The organism is Vreelandella subterranea (genome assembly GCF_900111305.1).
Lineage (GTDB): Bacteria > Pseudomonadota > Gammaproteobacteria > Pseudomonadales > Halomonadaceae > Vreelandella > Vreelandella subterranea.
Window position 1 is genome coordinate 70467 of sequence record NZ_FOGS01000009.1, and the last position, 15031, is coordinate 85497.

Below are 15031 nucleotides of genomic sequence, written 5' to 3' on the forward strand. Positions count from 1 at the left end.
GAGAGGAGGTAATTATGGCTATCTGGCTACTGGTTTTCGGGTTCATGGCCCTGGTAATGACGGTCATGGCCGTGGGCGTCATCATGGGACGCAAGCCCATTGCGGGTTCCTGTGGCGGCTTGAATCAAATCGGCATGAAAGACGGCTGCGATATCTGCGGCGGTAAAGACAAGGTGTGCGAGGAAGAGAACCGTAAACGCGGTAGCGCACGTCGCCGCAGCGATGAAAGCCGTGGCGCCGATCTCGGCTACAACGCTTCCCGCCGTTAATTTCCGACTCACAAGATTGATGGATTTCCCAAAACGCCGTGGCTTTGCCGCGGCGTTTTCAGTTATCTGCCCAACTGATTTTCCAGCACTTCCTGAGCACGCTCCTGCCAGCTGCCTTCGATGGCCGCCGCTTTGCTGAGGGCTTCTCTAGCCGCCTCCGGCTGGTCCCTCTGCAGCTGCAACAGCCCGATATTCAGCCACGCTGCGCCCATCTGCGGATCACGCTGAGCGGCTGCCTGGAAGGCGCTGAGCGCTTTGTCCGGCTGCTGGTTGGCGTAATAGGCATTCGCCAGGCCGAACTGACCAATCGCATTATTGGGGTAACGCTCCGTCATTGCCTGCCAACTGCCCAGCGTGGCTTCAGGGCCGTGCGCTTCCTCGTAGGCGCTGATCGCATTGATCGCGTTGCGTGCGGTAATGCCCTCGGGCAGGGTGCCAGGCTTGGCCACCACAAATCCCCAGCGATCGGTTCTTGCCCAGGTGGCATCAAAGCGGCTGAAAGACAGGGTATGCCGTTCGATTTCGCCACTGCGCAGTATCAGGGTATCGTCATCCAGATCGTAGCCAATCGCCACCGCGTAATGCCACATGGGAAATGCCGCTAGTGACAGGTTCTGCATGACCAGCACCGGGTCCCCGCCAGCCAGATGCCCCAACAGGTCGTCGAAGCTGCCGCGAATGGGATAGGCAATACGCTCATGACGACGCACGGTGGCCAGCATTTCCGGTTGGACACTGCCTTCGCGGCCAGGAATGAATACCTGGGGAATAAGCGTCTCGACGTCGGTATCGACTCCCTGATGGTTCAGGACCATGGCCAGCGCTGCAGGGCCGCACTGGTACTCGGTCTGGGCGTAAAAGGGGACGTCGCTGATCTCGCTTTGGCGGGGCAGGCGCTGCTCAGTGCTATCGCGCAGCTGCGGCGCGCTGGCGCAAGCAGTGAGTAACAGTACCAAGATGAAAACGCCCGCGAGGCGGGCGTTTTGAAAGCAGTAGATAGTGTTCATGAAGAAAGGCTTCATGGATTAGCGGGTAAACGGATAAACATCGGTCAGGCCGAGAATGTCAGTGACCAGTAGAATAATAAAGACCGCAAACAGGGCGCCCACGACCCCTGCGCCAGCTGGCAGCTCTTCCAGTTGGTTGGCCATCTGCTGGGCTTCAGCATCGCTCAAGGCGGCAACACGCGCTTCCACCTCGTCCAGATCAACGCCTTGTTTGACCAGTTCGTCCTGGATGTCGGCGCGGTTAAGCAGCTGGTGGATCCGCTCGCGGTCTGCCTGGGCACTGTCGTTGGCAAGCACGGACTGAGTGCTGACAAGGTCCGTTGTGGAGGAAGCCGGTGCCGCCGCAACGGGCAGGCTGGTAATGACCAGAGCAGCAATTAGCAGCGTCGAGAGATAGGCACGTACTTTATTCATCGTCTTGATCCTTAGACATGTTTGTTGGGATGGGCCAAGCACAAATGGCTTGAAACAAAAGTATAGGAAGAATTTAGCCTTTTTTTAAGCCGGGTACACGCTTTGGTACCGAGAATTCACGGTTGTTGCTTATTCCGTCGCAGCGCACGGAGGTCGGTCGCCATAAGCCAGGACCTAAAAGCTGGGCGCAACGCGGTACGTCCAGGCGGATTCAGCCAGTAAGCCGCGTCCACCGGCCATGGTCATCGCCAGGTCGTGCAACCCGGGCCATAACGGCACCGGTGACGCCCCTTTAACGGCGAGATCCAGTCGCTGAGCCATCAATAGCAGCTTGTGCAACCGCTTCATGGGTAGCCGCTGAGTGGCTTTTTGATAGGCCGGACGGCGCTTGTCGAAAATCATCGGCTTTTGTGCCTTGCAGGCGTGCTCAAAGCTCTGGCCCTGGTCCATGTGCTGATGCAGCGACAACAGGGTGCGCAGCTCGCGGGTTAGCGCCCAGAGGACGATAGGCGCTTCCACGCCCTCACTGCGTAACCCGGTGATAATCCGCGAGACACGGCTGGGCTCGCCTTTCAGACAGGCGTCGGCCAGGGTGAAGACATCAAAGCGGGTGCTGTCTTCCACGCCCTGGGCGATGCTTTCCGCGGTAAGCCGGGTGCCCTGGGGGTGGATGAGGGCCAGTTTCTGCATGGCCTGGTCAGCGGCCAGCAGGTTGCCTTCGGTGCGTTCACCCAGCAGGCGAGCGGCGTCCAGGTCGATCTGCAAACCGTGAAGCGAGGCGCGGTCGCGCAGAAAATAACCCAGCCGCGAGACATCAACCGGCCATACCGGGACAAACAGGCCATGCTTATCGAGGGCCTTGAACCAGGCACTTTTTTGCTGCTTGGCATCCAGCTTGCCCATGCTGATCAACAGCAGGTCATCGTTATTGTCCAGGTGCTGGGCGTATTCAGCCAGGGCCTTGCTTCCTTCCTGGCCCAGCTTGTGCTGGCCCAAACGCAGTTCAAGCAGCTTGTTGGTGGCGAACAGCGACAGGTTGCTCGCCACCTCGAGCAGCCGCCCCCAGGCAAAGTTGGGCTCCACGTCCAGGACTTCGCGTTCTTCGATACCCGCCTGGCGGGCAGCGGCTCTCACGGCATCGCAGGCATCACGGTGCTGCAGGGGCTCATCCCCCGCCACGATCACGACCTTGGGCAGCGACTTGGCCAGGGCAGCGGGCAGTTGGTCGGCAAAGACTTTCACGAGGCGTTATCAAGGGCGCTGAGACGTTCGATAATGCGCTGCGTCAATTCACGATTGAGGGTCTGCTCGGCTTCATTGAACAGATCCTCGCGGTTGAGCAGGTCATTGTCGTTGACGCGAATGCGGGTGCTGGTCGACAGCGTCTCACCGTTGAGCAGGTAGGCGTTGTCTTCCCGGCGCTGAACAGACAGCGTCGTGCTGAGCGTCAGCTCGTGGTCGCGGCTGCCGCGGCCTTCACCGCCCAGGCGCCGTTCGTCCAGCCTCGGCGACCCCAGCGTCACGCGCCATTGGCCGCTATCCGTGATGTTGGTGCCTTGCTGCTCCAAACGGTCGATGAACTGGCGAGCTAGGTCGCTGTTGGTATCGCCTTCAAGGGCCAGCGGCGGCAGGCTGGGCATTGAACCCGCACCGCGCAGACGAAAACCGCAACCGCTGAGGAATACGGCCGCCGAGGCGGCCATGCTGGTGGCTAAAAAAGTCCGTCGATTCATCCGCTCACCACTATGTTGACCAGCTTGCCCGGTACCACGATGACTTTACGCACCGTCTTGTCTTCCAGGTGACGCTGGACGTTGTCGTTTTCCATTGCCAACTGCTCGATGGCGGCTTTGTCGGCGCTGGCCGGGGCTTCCAGGCGGGCGCGCAATTTGCCGTTGACCTGGACCACAAGCTCGATGGTGTCGCGGGTGAGCGCCGCTTCGTCGACGGCAGGCCAGGGCGTTTCGATCGCCGGGGTCGTATGGCCCAACTGCTGCCACAGGCGGTGGCAAAGGTGCGGCGTGATCGGTGCCAGCAGCAATACGCAGGCTTCCAGTGCCTCACGGCTCACCGCAAGCCCCTGGGCCGAGTCGTCCTCGAAGCGGGCCAGGGCGTTGGACAGCTCCATCACCGCGGCAATGGCGGTGTTGAAGGTCGTCCGGCGGCCAATGTCGTCGCTGGCTTTCTTGATGGTTTCATGGGTTTTGCGGCGCAGTGCCTTCTGGTCGTCATCGAGCGCGGCCACGTCCAGCTTGCCTGGTGAACCGGCTTCAAGATGCTCGTGCACCTGCCGCCACATGCGCTTCAGGAAACGGTGGGCACCTTCCACGCCGGAATCCGACCACTCCAGCGACTGCTCGGGGGGCGCGGCGAACATCATGAACAGGCGAACGGTGTCGGCGCCGAACTTGTCGATCATCGACTGCGGGTCAACGCCGTTGTTCTTCGACTTGGACATCTTCTCGATGCCGCCCATTTCCACCGGCTGGCCGTCGCTGATCAGTACCGCGCTCAGCGGGCGGCCTTTCTCATCGCGCTTGACCTCGACATCGGCGGGGTTGAACCACTCCTTGCCGCCGTTCTCGGTGGCGCGGTAGTAGGTTTCCGCAATCACCATGCCCTGGGTCAGCAGCTGCTGGAAGGGCTCGTCGGAATCCACCAGGCCAAAGTCACGCATCAGCTTGTGGAAGAAGCGGGCGTAGAGCAGGTGGAGAATGGCGTGCTCGATCCCGCCGATGTAAAGATCGACCGGCAGCCAGTAGTTGGCGCGCTCATCGAGCATCGCCTCGTGGTTGTCGGCACAGCAGAAGCGCGCGAAATACCATGAGGACTCCATGAAGGTGTCGAAGGTGTCGGTTTCCCGGGTCCAGCCGTCGCCCAGGTCGGAAAACTCGGGCATCTTCTTGAGCGGTGACCCCGAGGCGTCGACGGTGACTTCCATCGGCAGCTCCACCGGCAACTGGTCATCGGTGAGCGGCACGGTCTGGCCTTCAGGGCCGTATTTGACCGGAATCGGCGCGCCCCAGTAACGCTGGCGGGCCACACCCCAGTCGCGCAGGCGGTAGTTGGTCTTGACCTCGCCGCGCCCAATCTCGGCGAGCTTGGCGGCGATTGCATCAAAGCCTTCCTCAAAGCCCAGCCCGTTGAACTCGCCGGAATTGATCAGCGTGCCGTGTTCGGCATACGCGCTCTGCGACAGGTCGGGTGTGTTGCCGTTCTCATCGGCAATCACCGGCTTGATCTCGATACCGTACTTGGTGGCGAACTCCCAGTCGCGCTGGTCGTGGGCGGGCACGGCCATCACCGCCCCGGTGCCGAACTCCATCAGCACGAAGTTGGCCACAAAGACGGGCACTTCGTTGCCGGTGAGCGGATGAATGGCCTTGAAGCCAGTGGGCAGGCCTTTTTTCTCCTTGGTGGCCATTTCGGCTTCCGAGGTGCCGCCCCGGGCGCACTCCTCGCGGAAGGCCTGCAGCTCGTCGTTGCCTTCAGCGGCCTGTTTGGCAAGCGGGTGATCGGCGGCCACGGCCATGTAGGTAACGCCGAACAGCGTATCCGGGCGCGTGGTGTAGACCGAAAGCGGCTCGCCGCTCGAGCCGTCGGGGGCCTTGATGTCGAAAGACAACTCGACGCCCTGGGACTTGCCGATCCAGTTGCGCTGCATGGTCTTGACCTGCTCGGGCCACTCGACATTGTCGAGATCCGCCAGCAGCTCATCGGCGTAGTCGGTGATCTTCAAAAACCACAGTGGGATTTCCTTGCGCTCGACCAAGGCGCCGGAACGCCAGCCGCGCCCCTCGATGACCTGCTCGTTGGCAAGAACGGTCTGGTCGACCGGGTCCCAGTTGACCGTGGACATCTTCTTGTACACCAGGCCCTTTTCCACCAGCTTAGTGAAGAACCACTGCTCCCAGCGGTAATAGCTGGTATCGCAGGTGGCGAATTCACGGCTCCAGTCGTAGGCAAAGCCAAGGGCTTTCAACTGGTTGCGCATGTAGTCGATGTTCTGGTACGTCCACTTGGCGGGCGGCACCTGGTTTTGAATCGCGGCGTTTTCCGCCGGCATGCCGAACGCATCCCAACCCATGGGTTGCATGACATTCTTGCCCTGCATGCGCTGGAAGCGGGACACCACGTCGCCGATAGTGTAGTTACGCACGTGGCCCATGTGCAGCTTGCCGCTAGGGTAGGGGAACATCGAAAGGCAGTAAAACTTTTCGCGGTTCGCGTCCTCTACTGCTTTAAAGCATTGATGTTTATCCCAATATTGTTGGGCGTCGCGTTCAATTTCACGAGGGCTGTAGTGTGCGTCCATCGGTTTATTTAATGCCTTGGCGTATCGCCCAAGTTGGGCGCAAAGTGAATGTTAGATGACGACTGTCAGATTAGTGGCGTCGATTGTATCCTATGCAGGTGTATCCTTGAACGGCTAGGCCATGATAGGTCACACCGCGCGTCGACAAAAGGAGAGGGACCATGAGTGAACAACACAACGACCATCGCCTACGCGAAGGCTACGAGCGTTTGCTGGAGCGGATGCAGGACGGCGCTGACGAGCTGACCTGGGAAAATCTGCAAAAGGACCTGGACGACGCCGTTGAATTTGAAGCGGAGCTGGAAGAGTACACCAAGGACGAGCTGGCCCTGCTGCGGGCCTGGGTGGAGCGTGACCTGAAAGACATGCGCAACTACATGTCGGATACCGGCAAGCAGGTAGCCCACTGGCTGGGCATCGATATTGACCACCTTACCCGCCGCGTGGCGGAATCGCTGCTTTCGATTGCCGACCGCAGCATCGTCGACCGCGAGCGCTTTGACGATGACCTGGAAGCCGCTCGCGCCGATTACTGCGAAGGCGAGATGGCCGCTCCCGGCCTGATGGCCTGCGTGCACTGCGATGCCCAGGTGATGCTGGAAAATGTTGCGCGGCTGGAACCTTGCCACCAGTGCGGCCATCGCTACTTTTACCGTTTCCCCGGTAAAATCGTCGAAACCTGATACGCCGCTAGCCGACGACCCAACTGACGCCTGCGATCGCCCCCAGCGAGAGCAGGCTCAGGACAGCCGCGTACAGCAGGTTGTTGGTCATCATCCGGTAGCCGCTTACCCCGTAGCGGCCCTGAAGGGACAGGTTGATGCCCGACAGCGGCCCCACGCTTGTGCCCACCGCCCACGAGCTCAACGCCACAAAGGCAAACAGCGTTTGCTCGCCGCCCTCCAGGTTGAGTATCGAGGCCAATACCGACACACCGATAATTGGGTGCAACCCGGCCAGTGCGCTGAGCGAAATGGCGGCGAAGCTGATCATCGCCTGGGGTGTGCCAAAGTCGGTAAACAGGGTCCAGTCGCTACCCGCTGCGGCCGATACCAGGGTGGACAGCCCCAGCGTCAATAACCCCGCCGCCAGGAACAGCGACACCTCGCCGCGCATGGCAGGCAAGCGGGTGAGGGTATGCTGGCGGACTCGCCGCAGGGTAAAACGCGGCCCATCGCGCAGGTTGCTCAGCACGGCAACGGCCGGAAGGAGGAAGGTAATGATGCTGACAATGGTCAGCGACGGCGTCAGCCAGAAGTGAAACAGCATCACCAGCGCCGCCATGCCCACCGGCATCAGCAGGCTACGCGGTGCCAGCGAATACCCGTCTACCTCGCGTAAATCAAACCGCCGCCGCAACTCCAGGGTGGTGAACAGCCCCGCCATCATCGCCAGGGGAAAGCCCGCCAGGGCAATGTGCGCGTACTCGACGTCGGGCACCAGCGAGATCACCAGACCCATCGAGGCGAAAAACGGCGACCACAGCGCGGCGCTGGAAAGCCCACGGTTTAGCGCCAACAACTGCGGCATCTTAAGCGGCCCGCGCCTAGCGAGCTTGTCGCCAACCATCAGCACGGTGGAAAGGTTCAAGATCGTGCCCAGGAAATGCACGCCCAGCCAGGTACGCAGCACGCCACCCGCGCCGGTCACGCGACTCCCTGAGGCGCCTTTACTGCCTTGCTTGCCAATCAGCGTGATAAAGCTGACGCCCACCAGCATGGCCACCACGAACACATTACCCTGCAACATGGCAGGCCAATCGACCTCAGCGCCGTAAACAAACCGCGCCACCAACAGCATGCCCGCGCCCAAGGCAATCAACACCCCCGCCTGGATGCGCGAACGCCTGGGAATATCCCGCCACAGCAACAGTACCGCTGCCCACAGCACATAGCTAACCGCCTGTGTGGTCGCCGCCCAGCCGCTAAACCCCACTATTTGCACTACTAAACCAAGCAAAATCAGCACGCCCGCCAAGCGCTGCCGAGAAGTCGTCTCTTGCATCTCAATCCCTTACTGGTTGAGTTAGCAGGCTAATCGGGTTTGCAACGGAAGGCCAGCCCAGAACCGACCTGCAAGGCCGCAACACTCCTGGGTTCGGTAAAAGCACCCACCAAAATGCACAGAACCCCAACGTGCCACGCAACCCCTTAAAAGCACTACACCCATGTAGGAGCCAGACTTGGCGGGCGATGATAAAGCCACAACACTTAACGCAGGCTTGGTCTCGGTAAAGGCACTAATAGAAATGCACAGAAATTCAAGGTGTTACACAACCCACCCCTACATGCACGATACCAGTGTAGGAGCTCGACTTGTCGGGCGATTGATAAGGCCACAACACCTAACGTATGCATGGATTCAAGAAAGGCACGCACCAAAATGCCCTGAAACCCACCGCGGCAAGCACCCGACGTCACCCCCTGATTGAGTAGCGCTACACCTAGAGTCCGATCCTATGGGGTAGGAGGTTGAAAAAGCTGCTCGCAGAGTCGCTACAGGGAATGGAGGTCACTCGCGAGGCGCTGAGAAAAAAGTGGTGAGCGCCCCGGCACGCCGAGACGTGGTGCGCTTTATGGTGTCACGTGGCCTGAGTGAGCGCAGAGCGCTCCGTGTCATTCGTATGAGTGCCAGTGCATTGCGCTACCAGCCGGCCCCTGACCGCAATGAGACATTGCGTGAACGCATTGTTGCCATGGCCCATCGGCATCGCCGCTACGGCGCTGGCATGATCTACCTGAAGCTGCGTCAGGCCGGAGAGCCGGTCAATCACAAGCGTGTTGAGCGTCTGTATGCGGAAGCTCGCTTGCAGGTGAAGCGTCGCAAGCGCAAGAAGGTTCCCATGTCTGAGCGAAAGCCACTTGGTCGCCCTGGTGCCGCCAATTAGGTCTGGTCAATGGATTTTGTGTTTGACCGGACGTCAGACGGACGAGTGATAAAGAGCCTCATTGTTGTCGATGACGCCACCCGTGAAGCCGTTGCGATCGTGCCTGAGCGTGCCATTGGCGGACTGTTTTTAACTGTAGGGTCCCGGATGAACTGCTGAAGAAGCCCCTTGGCGGCCAGCAAGGGATAACTTGTATAGGCGATCTGATCATCCGGGGCCCTACACATAACAACAAAGCCAGGCACAGCGACGGCTTTTCCGTTCCGGCTTCGCCTCCACTACATAGCCGCGCGTGCTGGCGGTGTTAAATCAGTAGTGATATCGGAGCTGGGCAAGGAGCAAAGCATCATCCGTGACCTTGTAGATCATGCGGTGCTCGTCGTTAATCCGGCGTGACCAGTAACCGGCTAAGCTGTGCTTGAGGGGTTCCGGCTTACCGATGCCGTCGAAAGGTTCGCGTTTCGCCTCCTTGATCAGCTTGTTGATTCGGTTCAGGAGCTTTTTGTCGGTTTTCTGCCAGTACAGATAATCTTCCCAGGCGTTTTCGGAGAAGATGAGCTTCATTCAAGAAGTTCCTTTTCTTGGCCGCCGCCTTGTTCCAACTCGGTAACGGATTCCAGCAAGCGGCGGGCGTTCTTCGGTGCGCGCAGCAGATATGCAGTTTCTTGCAGGGCCTCATAATCGTCAAGCGAGATCATCACCACGGATTGCGACTTGCTCCGGGTGATGATTACCGGGGAATGGTCTTCACAGACCTGTTCCATAGTTTTTGCTAGGTTGGTTCTAGCAGCAGTGTAGCTGATGGCATCCATAAGGGTTTTCCTGTACGAGGTGTTGACCATGTACAGAATAGTGTACATAGGTTAATTTAACAACCGGCTGCACGGGTTCTCCGCCGCTTTGCGGCTCCAAGCCGGCGCGTTAGCCGTGCGTTAACTGGAAAGGAGCCCATGAATCAGAATCTCCGGAATGAGCTGGTTACGATGATGAAAGAAGACCAGCGGTTGTTGCAGCAACTCGCCATTGAGGAGCGCCAAGAACAAATGACTGAGCAGGAAAGCAAGCGCCGTGCCAATATCGAACAAACCAGTTAACAAAACGCGGCACTCGTTCGCCCTTGTCTCTGTTTCGCTGCGTCAAGGTCGCCGGTTCGCTCTGTGTTAGAGAATGAAAAGTATGGACATATTTCTGTTGAGGCATGCCGAAACTGAGTCAAACCAAGCTGGCTCATTCGCTTCGGGGAGTGAGGATGCGTTGACAGAGTATGGGAAATGGCAGGCCCAAGCGATTGTCGGCGACCTTATGAAATTAAATATAGAAGCTATTCTCTGCTCTCCCTACTCTAGGGCTTTGGATACGGTTAAACCCTTCGCGCAAGCTGCTTCGCTCTCCGTTGCCGTTCACCCCTGTTTAGCCGAAGGCCAATTGGTGCTTGATAGTTCAGTCTCTCACGAAGAGCCCGTTTACATGCCGCATACGTCCGGCCATCTTCATCCAGCAGAAGATGAGCAAGCTGGCGCATTCCTCAGACGAGCTTTGCAGGCGAAAGAGCTAATCTTATCTCAATCCGTATCTAAAATCCTGGTAGTGACTCACGGGCACATGATCCGTGAGCTGCTGAACATTGTTATGGATTTGCCAGAAAAAACGCGATTCCCCCACGACAACTGCGGGCTAAGCCTCGTTTCTTGTGGGGAAGTAAATACGGTAGGCTTCCTTAATCGGGCTATGTGCTGTAACCAAGCCGTGTTCAGGAGGCCATAAGCATCACTCTCGCGGCATTTTTGGCTCCGATGACGGCTACGCTAGTCGTTGAGTACAAAAAGCACACAATGTGCTACGCTTTGCTTATGAAAGCCATTACATGGAACCCAGAGAAGAATAAGCTTCTCCAAGAGGAAAGGAACATCTCGTTTGAGGATGTGGTTTTGCACATCTCGACCGAAGGTATTCTGGATATGTTCGAGCATCCGAATCAGGAACGGTATCCGGGCCAACAAATCCATGTGATTGAGATGGAGGGGTATGCGTATCAGGTCCCCTTCGTGGAGTCGGAGGATGAGGTTTTTCTGAAAACGATCATCCCAAGCCGAAAAGCGACCGAAACCTATTTGGGAGGTCCAAAATGAGCAGGCTGGATAAAGAAGAGCAGGAAATTCTGGATGCATTTGATGCAGGAGAACTGCAGCAAACGCCAGACGTTGAGGATAGGAAAGCACGGCATCAACATTACGCCGAAGCAATGTTCAAAAAAGATGCCCGGATCAACATTAGGCTTTCTTCCAAGGATCTTAGAGGGCTCCAGAAGAAAGCCCTGGCGGAAGGCATCCCCTACCAAACACTGGTTGCCAGCATCCTGCATAAATATGTGGAAGGTCGCTTGCACGAGGATCGATAGCTAACCAGGCCATGCGCCGGATGCCAAAACCTCCGCTTTGCTGCGGTTTTGTCACCGGCGAGCCGAGCGTTAGCGCTGGAAAATATGATCCACGAACTGGTTGCTCTCATAGTCATCGACACGCATCGCGGAATGAAAGGGCCCGATGCCAGAGAGAGGAACAATGCTGGCGCGGCGATTTATAAGATGCGCGAAGCCAGTGCGGTCATAAAGGGCAGTGCATGAACCAAAGCGCTTTTTCAGTCTACACTTTGAGTATTTGCCGCAGTCACCAAGGCTCAGCATCAGTAGGGCCTGCGTGATACTTGGCAATAGACGGAGGAGCCTATGAGCGACAACCGCATCAGCGTGCAGTGCTTGGTGGGCGATATTGCCCAGCAATCCGATGTCGATGCCGTGGTCAATGCGGCCAATGCGCAACTGAGAACCGGCGGTGGCGTCGCCGGGGCGCTTCATCGCGCTGCCGGGCCAGGCTTGGCGGAAGAAGGGCGGCCGATGGCGCCTATCGCCCCGGGCCAGGCGGTACTTACTGGCGGCCATGACCTGCCTAACCGTTGGGTGATTCACTGTCTGGGCCCGGTGTATGGCGTGGACAAGCCCGAGGATCAACTGCTGGCAGACTGCTACCGTAATGCGCTGGAACTGGCTGAGAAGCACGGCATTGAGCGGCTGGCCTTTCCGGCGCTTTCCACTGGCGCCTTTGGCTACCCGGCGGAGCAGGCCGCACAAGTATGCGCGACGACCCTTGAAGCCATACTGCCCACCTTACGCAAAGTGCGCCTGATCCGCTTTGTTTTATTCGATGAAGCGGCCCGGCAAACACTCCACGACGCATTGGCTCAACGCTTGACCATCGATCCAGCGGGCTAGCAGCTGCGTTTACTCCCTCATTGAGACGACAGTGAGGGGAATCAGGGTTGATTGAAACACAACTGAAGGAGACCAAGATGGCATCTACTACACAGCGTCAGGGGGCCTGCCTGTGCGGTATGGTCAGCGTCACTGTTACCACCAACAGCCACCATGTCGGCGTTTGTCACTGCTCAATGTGCAGAAAGTGGGGCGGTGGCCCGATGTTTGCGGTTGAGTTTGCCGGTGATGTGGACTTCCAAGGTACTGAGAATATCTCCCTCTTTAGTTCCTCAGAATGGGCCGAGCGTGGTTTCTGCCAGCAGTGTGGCACTCATCTCTTCTATCGCTTGAAGCAGGATGCTCATTACGCGCTTCCCGTTGGTCTTCTTGATGACTCGGATGATTGGCAAATAACCGAGCAAATATTCATCGACCAGAAGCCGCGCTACTATTCGCTAGCAGAAAAAACCAAGCAGCTGACCGGCGAAGAAGTGTTCGCCCAGTATGGTGAATAAAGGCCAGTCGAAGGGTACGTCTCCGTTTAAGCGATGAGGCGGGTCATTTCTGAAGAGGGAAGCATCAATGTCAGAAAAAGGTCGGCACGATTATGCCGCTACCGTTGTCTGGACGGGTAATTCAGGCGAAGGTACCCAACATTATCGCGCCTTCTCGCGTGACCACGAGATAACGTGCGCCAGTAAACCGACAATATTCGGATCGTCAGATCCCGCCTTCCTGGGCGACTCGTCCCGTTATAACCCGGAAGAGCTATTGCTAAGCTCACTCTCGGCATGCCATATGCTTTGGTATCTGCACCTGTGCGCCAGCGCTGGCATTACGGTAACGGAATATACAGACAACGCCACGGGTCGAATGATCGAGACGACCAATGGCAGTGGCTATTTCGAAAGCGTAACGCTTAAGCCACGCATCCGAATCGGGGCGGCTGACGATAGCGAGCTTGCGACATCCCTGCACGATAAAGCGCATTCGTTCTGCTTTATTGCCAATTCCGTCAATTTTGACGTCGGGTGTGAGCCTGAGATTCTCACCGGGTAATGGACTTGCCTGAACTGAATAAGTGCAGGCATTAACGGTACATGACGAACAAGGATGTAGCGTGGTAGAGCATTATGAACACCAGTTCATCAGCTTCATTAACGCTGAAATGGAGCAAGACCTGGCGCATGATGTGAATCATGTATTGAGAGTCGTCAAAACCGCCAAATCGTTATGTGAAATAGAAGGAGCGAAACTTGAAGTGGTTTTGCCGGCCGCGTATTTACATGATTGCTTTTCATTCCCCAAGAATCACCCCGACAGGGCTCGGAGTTCTTTTTTCGCTTCCCAGAAGGCGCTGGATTTCCTGGCGGCCATCAATTATCCGTCCGAATATCACAGCGACATAGGGCATGCGATCATCGCGCATAGTTACAGCGCGAAGGTGCACCCTCAAACGATAGAAGCTCAGATTGTGCAAGACGCCGATAGGCTGGATGCGCTTGGGGCTATCGGGATTGCAAGGTGCCTTCAGGTGAGCACAGGTTTAGGGGTGGGGCTGTATGACCCAGAGGACCCGTTCTGTGATGTTCGAGCGCCAAATGACCGTGTTAATACGGTTGATCACTTCTATACAAAGCTACTTAACATTGCTGAAACCATGAACACGAAATCTGCCAAGGAAGAGGCGGACAAGAGAACAGCCTTTATGAAGCAGTATTTGGCTCAGTTAGGCGCTGAAATATAAAAGTAAAAGTGCTCGAATTTTAAGACGGTGACGCCCACCTCCGGCTATTTGCACGAATCAGCGCTGTGAACAGACAGGCAATGATGCGTCTTGACGTCAATTATTCGCTTCTGCTTTCTTCCAGTGCCTCGATCATCATGCGCGCAGCGTTGGAGAGCGTGCGGTTGTTGTGCACCAGGTAACCCAGGGGACGGTGGAGCGGGGCGGTGGCAACCTTGAGTTCCACCAGGTCGTGGTCGATCATCTTTTCCGGCAGCAGGCTCCAGCCGAGCCCGACACTGCACATCATCTTGAGGGTTTCCAGGTAGTTGGTCGCCATGCTCACCGGCAGCTCAAGTCCCGCTTGTTCAAACCGCTGGGCGATTAGCGAGCCGGTAAAGGTTTTGGCCCCCGGCATCACGCAGTTGTGTTGGCAAAGGTCGGCAAGCGACAGCGCGCGTTGCTGGGCGGCGAGCGGGTGGTCGGTGGCGCAGACAAAGCACAGCCGGTCACGCCAGAGCTCCACGACATGCAGTTGCTCCACGGGGTGGGGCGCGAGGGTGACCACAGCCATTTCCAGCGAGCCATCGCGCACGCCCTGATAGGCGAATTCCGAATCAAGAAAGTGCAGGTCCAGCGCCACCGCCGGGTGGCGCTGGGTATACTGCTTTAATACCGGCGGTAAACGGTGCAGGCCAATATGGTGGCTGGTCGCAAGCGTCAGCGGCCCGCCCACCTGGCCGGACAGGTTGGCGAGTGCCCGGCGGCTGTCCTCGACCGTGAACAGAATTTGCCTGGCCTGGGGGAGAAGCACGCTACCCGCTTCGGTTAACGCGATGCGTCGGCCAATGCGGTCAAACAGCCGTGCGTCTACCTGCGATTCCAGAGTGGCAATGCGCTTGCTCACCGCCGGTTGGGTCAGGTGAAGCTGTTCAGCCGCCCGGGAGAAACTTTGCGTGTCGGCTACGGCCAAAAAGGCTTGAAGGCTTTGGGTGTCCATCGCGTCATGTATCCACTTGGCAAACTGTCTTGTATTCTAGTTTGGAATCCATTCTATGAATAACATGAATTGCTTTTATCTTCGAGCCGCGTGACACTCCTACAACACGTTAAAAAAGCAGCGCCAAAAAAGCTGCCGCTATGAACTAGCAGGGCCTAGCCCG

Annotated in this window: 19 protein-coding genes and 1 pseudogene; 11 read left to right on the forward strand and 9 right to left on the reverse strand. The window is 57.6% G+C overall.

The genetic code is table 11. The features are described 5' to 3' along the window. Positions 1–14 precede the first annotated feature (14 nt). Positions 15–269 (forward strand): (Na+)-NQR maturation NqrM, encoded by a 255-nt coding sequence (gene nqrM / locus BMX75_RS13495; RefSeq protein ID WP_066315197.1) that lies wholly within the window; start codon positions 15–17, stop codon positions 267–269. Positions 270–331: 62 nt separating this feature from the next. Here the strand turns inward: nqrM and BMX75_RS13500 are convergent, their stop codons facing one another. The 5 genes from BMX75_RS13500 to leuS all read right to left on the reverse strand — a co-directional run bounded on the left by BMX75_RS13500 (position 332) and on the right by leuS (position 6005). After that, positions 332–1276, reverse strand: a complete 945-nt coding sequence (locus BMX75_RS13500) for a PA2778 family cysteine peptidase (protein WP_092828767.1) — start codon at positions 1274–1276, stop codon at positions 332–334. Between the two features lie 18 nt (positions 1277–1294). Beyond that, positions 1295–1690, reverse strand: a complete 396-nt coding sequence (locus BMX75_RS13505) for a PA2779 family protein (RefSeq protein WP_066315200.1) — start codon at positions 1688–1690, stop codon at positions 1295–1297. A gap of 174 nt (positions 1691–1864) precedes the next feature. After that, positions 1865–2932: a DNA polymerase III subunit delta gene (gene holA, locus BMX75_RS13510; protein ID WP_092828769.1), complete on the reverse strand. Its 1068-nt coding sequence runs from the start codon at positions 2930–2932 to the stop codon at positions 1865–1867. Then, positions 2929–3423, reverse strand: coding sequence for an LPS-assembly lipoprotein LptE (locus BMX75_RS13515; protein ID WP_092828771.1), 495 nt, complete (start codon positions 3421–3423; stop codon positions 2929–2931). The genes holA and BMX75_RS13515 overlap by 4 nt, the downstream gene beginning before the upstream one ends. Next, positions 3420–6005: a leucine--tRNA ligase gene (leuS, locus tag BMX75_RS13520; RefSeq protein WP_092828773.1), complete on the reverse strand. Its 2586-nt coding sequence runs from the start codon at positions 6003–6005 to the stop codon at positions 3420–3422. Before leuS ends, BMX75_RS13515 begins: the two co-directional genes overlap by 4 nt. A gap of 161 nt (positions 6006–6166) precedes the next feature. Here leuS and BMX75_RS13525 point away from each other — a divergent pair, with 161 nt between their 5' ends. Next, a complete protein-coding gene (locus BMX75_RS13525) occupies positions 6167–6688 on the forward strand; it encodes a zinc ribbon-containing protein (RefSeq protein ID WP_092828775.1) in 522 nt (173 codons plus the stop codon). 7 nt (positions 6689–6695) lie between these two features. On the opposite strand, the gene BMX75_RS13530 is transcribed toward BMX75_RS13525, so the two are convergent. Further along, complete coding sequence (locus tag BMX75_RS13530) at positions 6696–8009, reverse strand: hypothetical protein (protein WP_092828777.1); 1314 nt, start codon at positions 8007–8009, stop codon at positions 6696–6698. Positions 8010–8473: 464 nt separating this feature from the next. On the opposite strand from BMX75_RS13530, the pseudogene BMX75_RS13535 reads away from it, so the two are divergent. Then, a pseudogene (locus BMX75_RS13535) lies at positions 8474–9015 on the forward strand (IS3 family transposase); the annotation flags it as partial. Between the two features lie 186 nt (positions 9016–9201). Here the strand turns inward: BMX75_RS13535 and BMX75_RS13540 are convergent. Both BMX75_RS13540 and BMX75_RS13545 read right to left on the reverse strand, forming a co-directional pair. Continuing rightward, positions 9202–9456 (reverse strand): Txe/YoeB family addiction module toxin, encoded by a 255-nt coding sequence (locus BMX75_RS13540; RefSeq protein WP_092828779.1) that lies wholly within the window; start codon positions 9454–9456, stop codon positions 9202–9204. Then, a complete protein-coding gene (locus tag BMX75_RS13545) occupies positions 9453–9704 on the reverse strand; it encodes a type II toxin-antitoxin system Phd/YefM family antitoxin (RefSeq protein ID WP_092828781.1) in 252 nt (83 codons plus the stop codon). The genes BMX75_RS13540 and BMX75_RS13545 overlap by 4 nt, the downstream gene beginning before the upstream one ends. A 138-nt stretch (positions 9705–9842) precedes the next feature. Between BMX75_RS13545 and BMX75_RS18090 the strand changes: the two genes are divergently transcribed. The 8 genes from BMX75_RS18090 (at position 9843) to BMX75_RS13580 (ending at position 13889) form a co-directional block, all read left to right on the forward strand. Next, positions 9843–9986, forward strand: a complete 144-nt coding sequence (locus BMX75_RS18090) for a hypothetical protein (protein ID WP_175474740.1) — start codon at positions 9843–9845, stop codon at positions 9984–9986. A gap of 82 nt (positions 9987–10068) precedes the next feature. Further along, positions 10069–10656 carry a histidine phosphatase family protein gene (locus tag BMX75_RS13550; protein ID WP_175474741.1) on the forward strand — a complete coding sequence of 196 codons (588 nt, stop codon included), beginning with the start codon at positions 10069–10071 and terminating at the stop codon, positions 10654–10656. Between the two features lie 86 nt (positions 10657–10742). Beyond that, on the forward strand, positions 10743–11021 hold the full coding sequence (locus tag BMX75_RS13555) for a BrnT family toxin (protein ID WP_092828940.1): 279 nt from the start codon (positions 10743–10745) through the stop codon (positions 11019–11021). Further along, positions 11018–11290, forward strand: a complete 273-nt coding sequence (locus BMX75_RS13560) for an antitoxin (RefSeq protein ID WP_092828785.1) — start codon at positions 11018–11020, stop codon at positions 11288–11290. Before BMX75_RS13555 ends, BMX75_RS13560 begins: the two co-directional genes overlap by 4 nt. 327 nt (positions 11291–11617) lie before the next feature. Beyond that, positions 11618–12160, forward strand: coding sequence for a macro domain-containing protein (locus BMX75_RS13565; RefSeq protein WP_092828787.1), 543 nt, complete (start codon positions 11618–11620; stop codon positions 12158–12160). A 77-nt stretch (positions 12161–12237) separates the two neighbouring features. Then, the gene (locus tag BMX75_RS13570) at positions 12238–12657 is read left to right on the forward strand and encodes a GFA family protein (RefSeq protein WP_092828789.1); all 420 of its coding nucleotides are present in this window, start codon (positions 12238–12240) and stop codon (positions 12655–12657) included. Positions 12658–12724: 67 nt separating this feature from the next. Further along, positions 12725–13201 carry an OsmC family protein gene (locus BMX75_RS13575; protein WP_092828791.1) on the forward strand — a complete coding sequence of 159 codons (477 nt, stop codon included), beginning with the start codon at positions 12725–12727 and terminating at the stop codon, positions 13199–13201. 61 nt (positions 13202–13262) lie between these two features. Then, positions 13263–13889, forward strand: a complete 627-nt coding sequence (locus BMX75_RS13580) for an HD domain-containing protein (protein WP_245748555.1) — start codon at positions 13263–13265, stop codon at positions 13887–13889. Between the two features lie 100 nt (positions 13890–13989). On the opposite strand, the gene BMX75_RS13585 is transcribed toward BMX75_RS13580, so the two are convergent. Further along, complete coding sequence (locus tag BMX75_RS13585) at positions 13990–14868, reverse strand: LysR family transcriptional regulator (protein ID WP_092828793.1); 879 nt, start codon at positions 14866–14868, stop codon at positions 13990–13992. Positions 14869–15031: the final 163 nt, after the last annotated feature.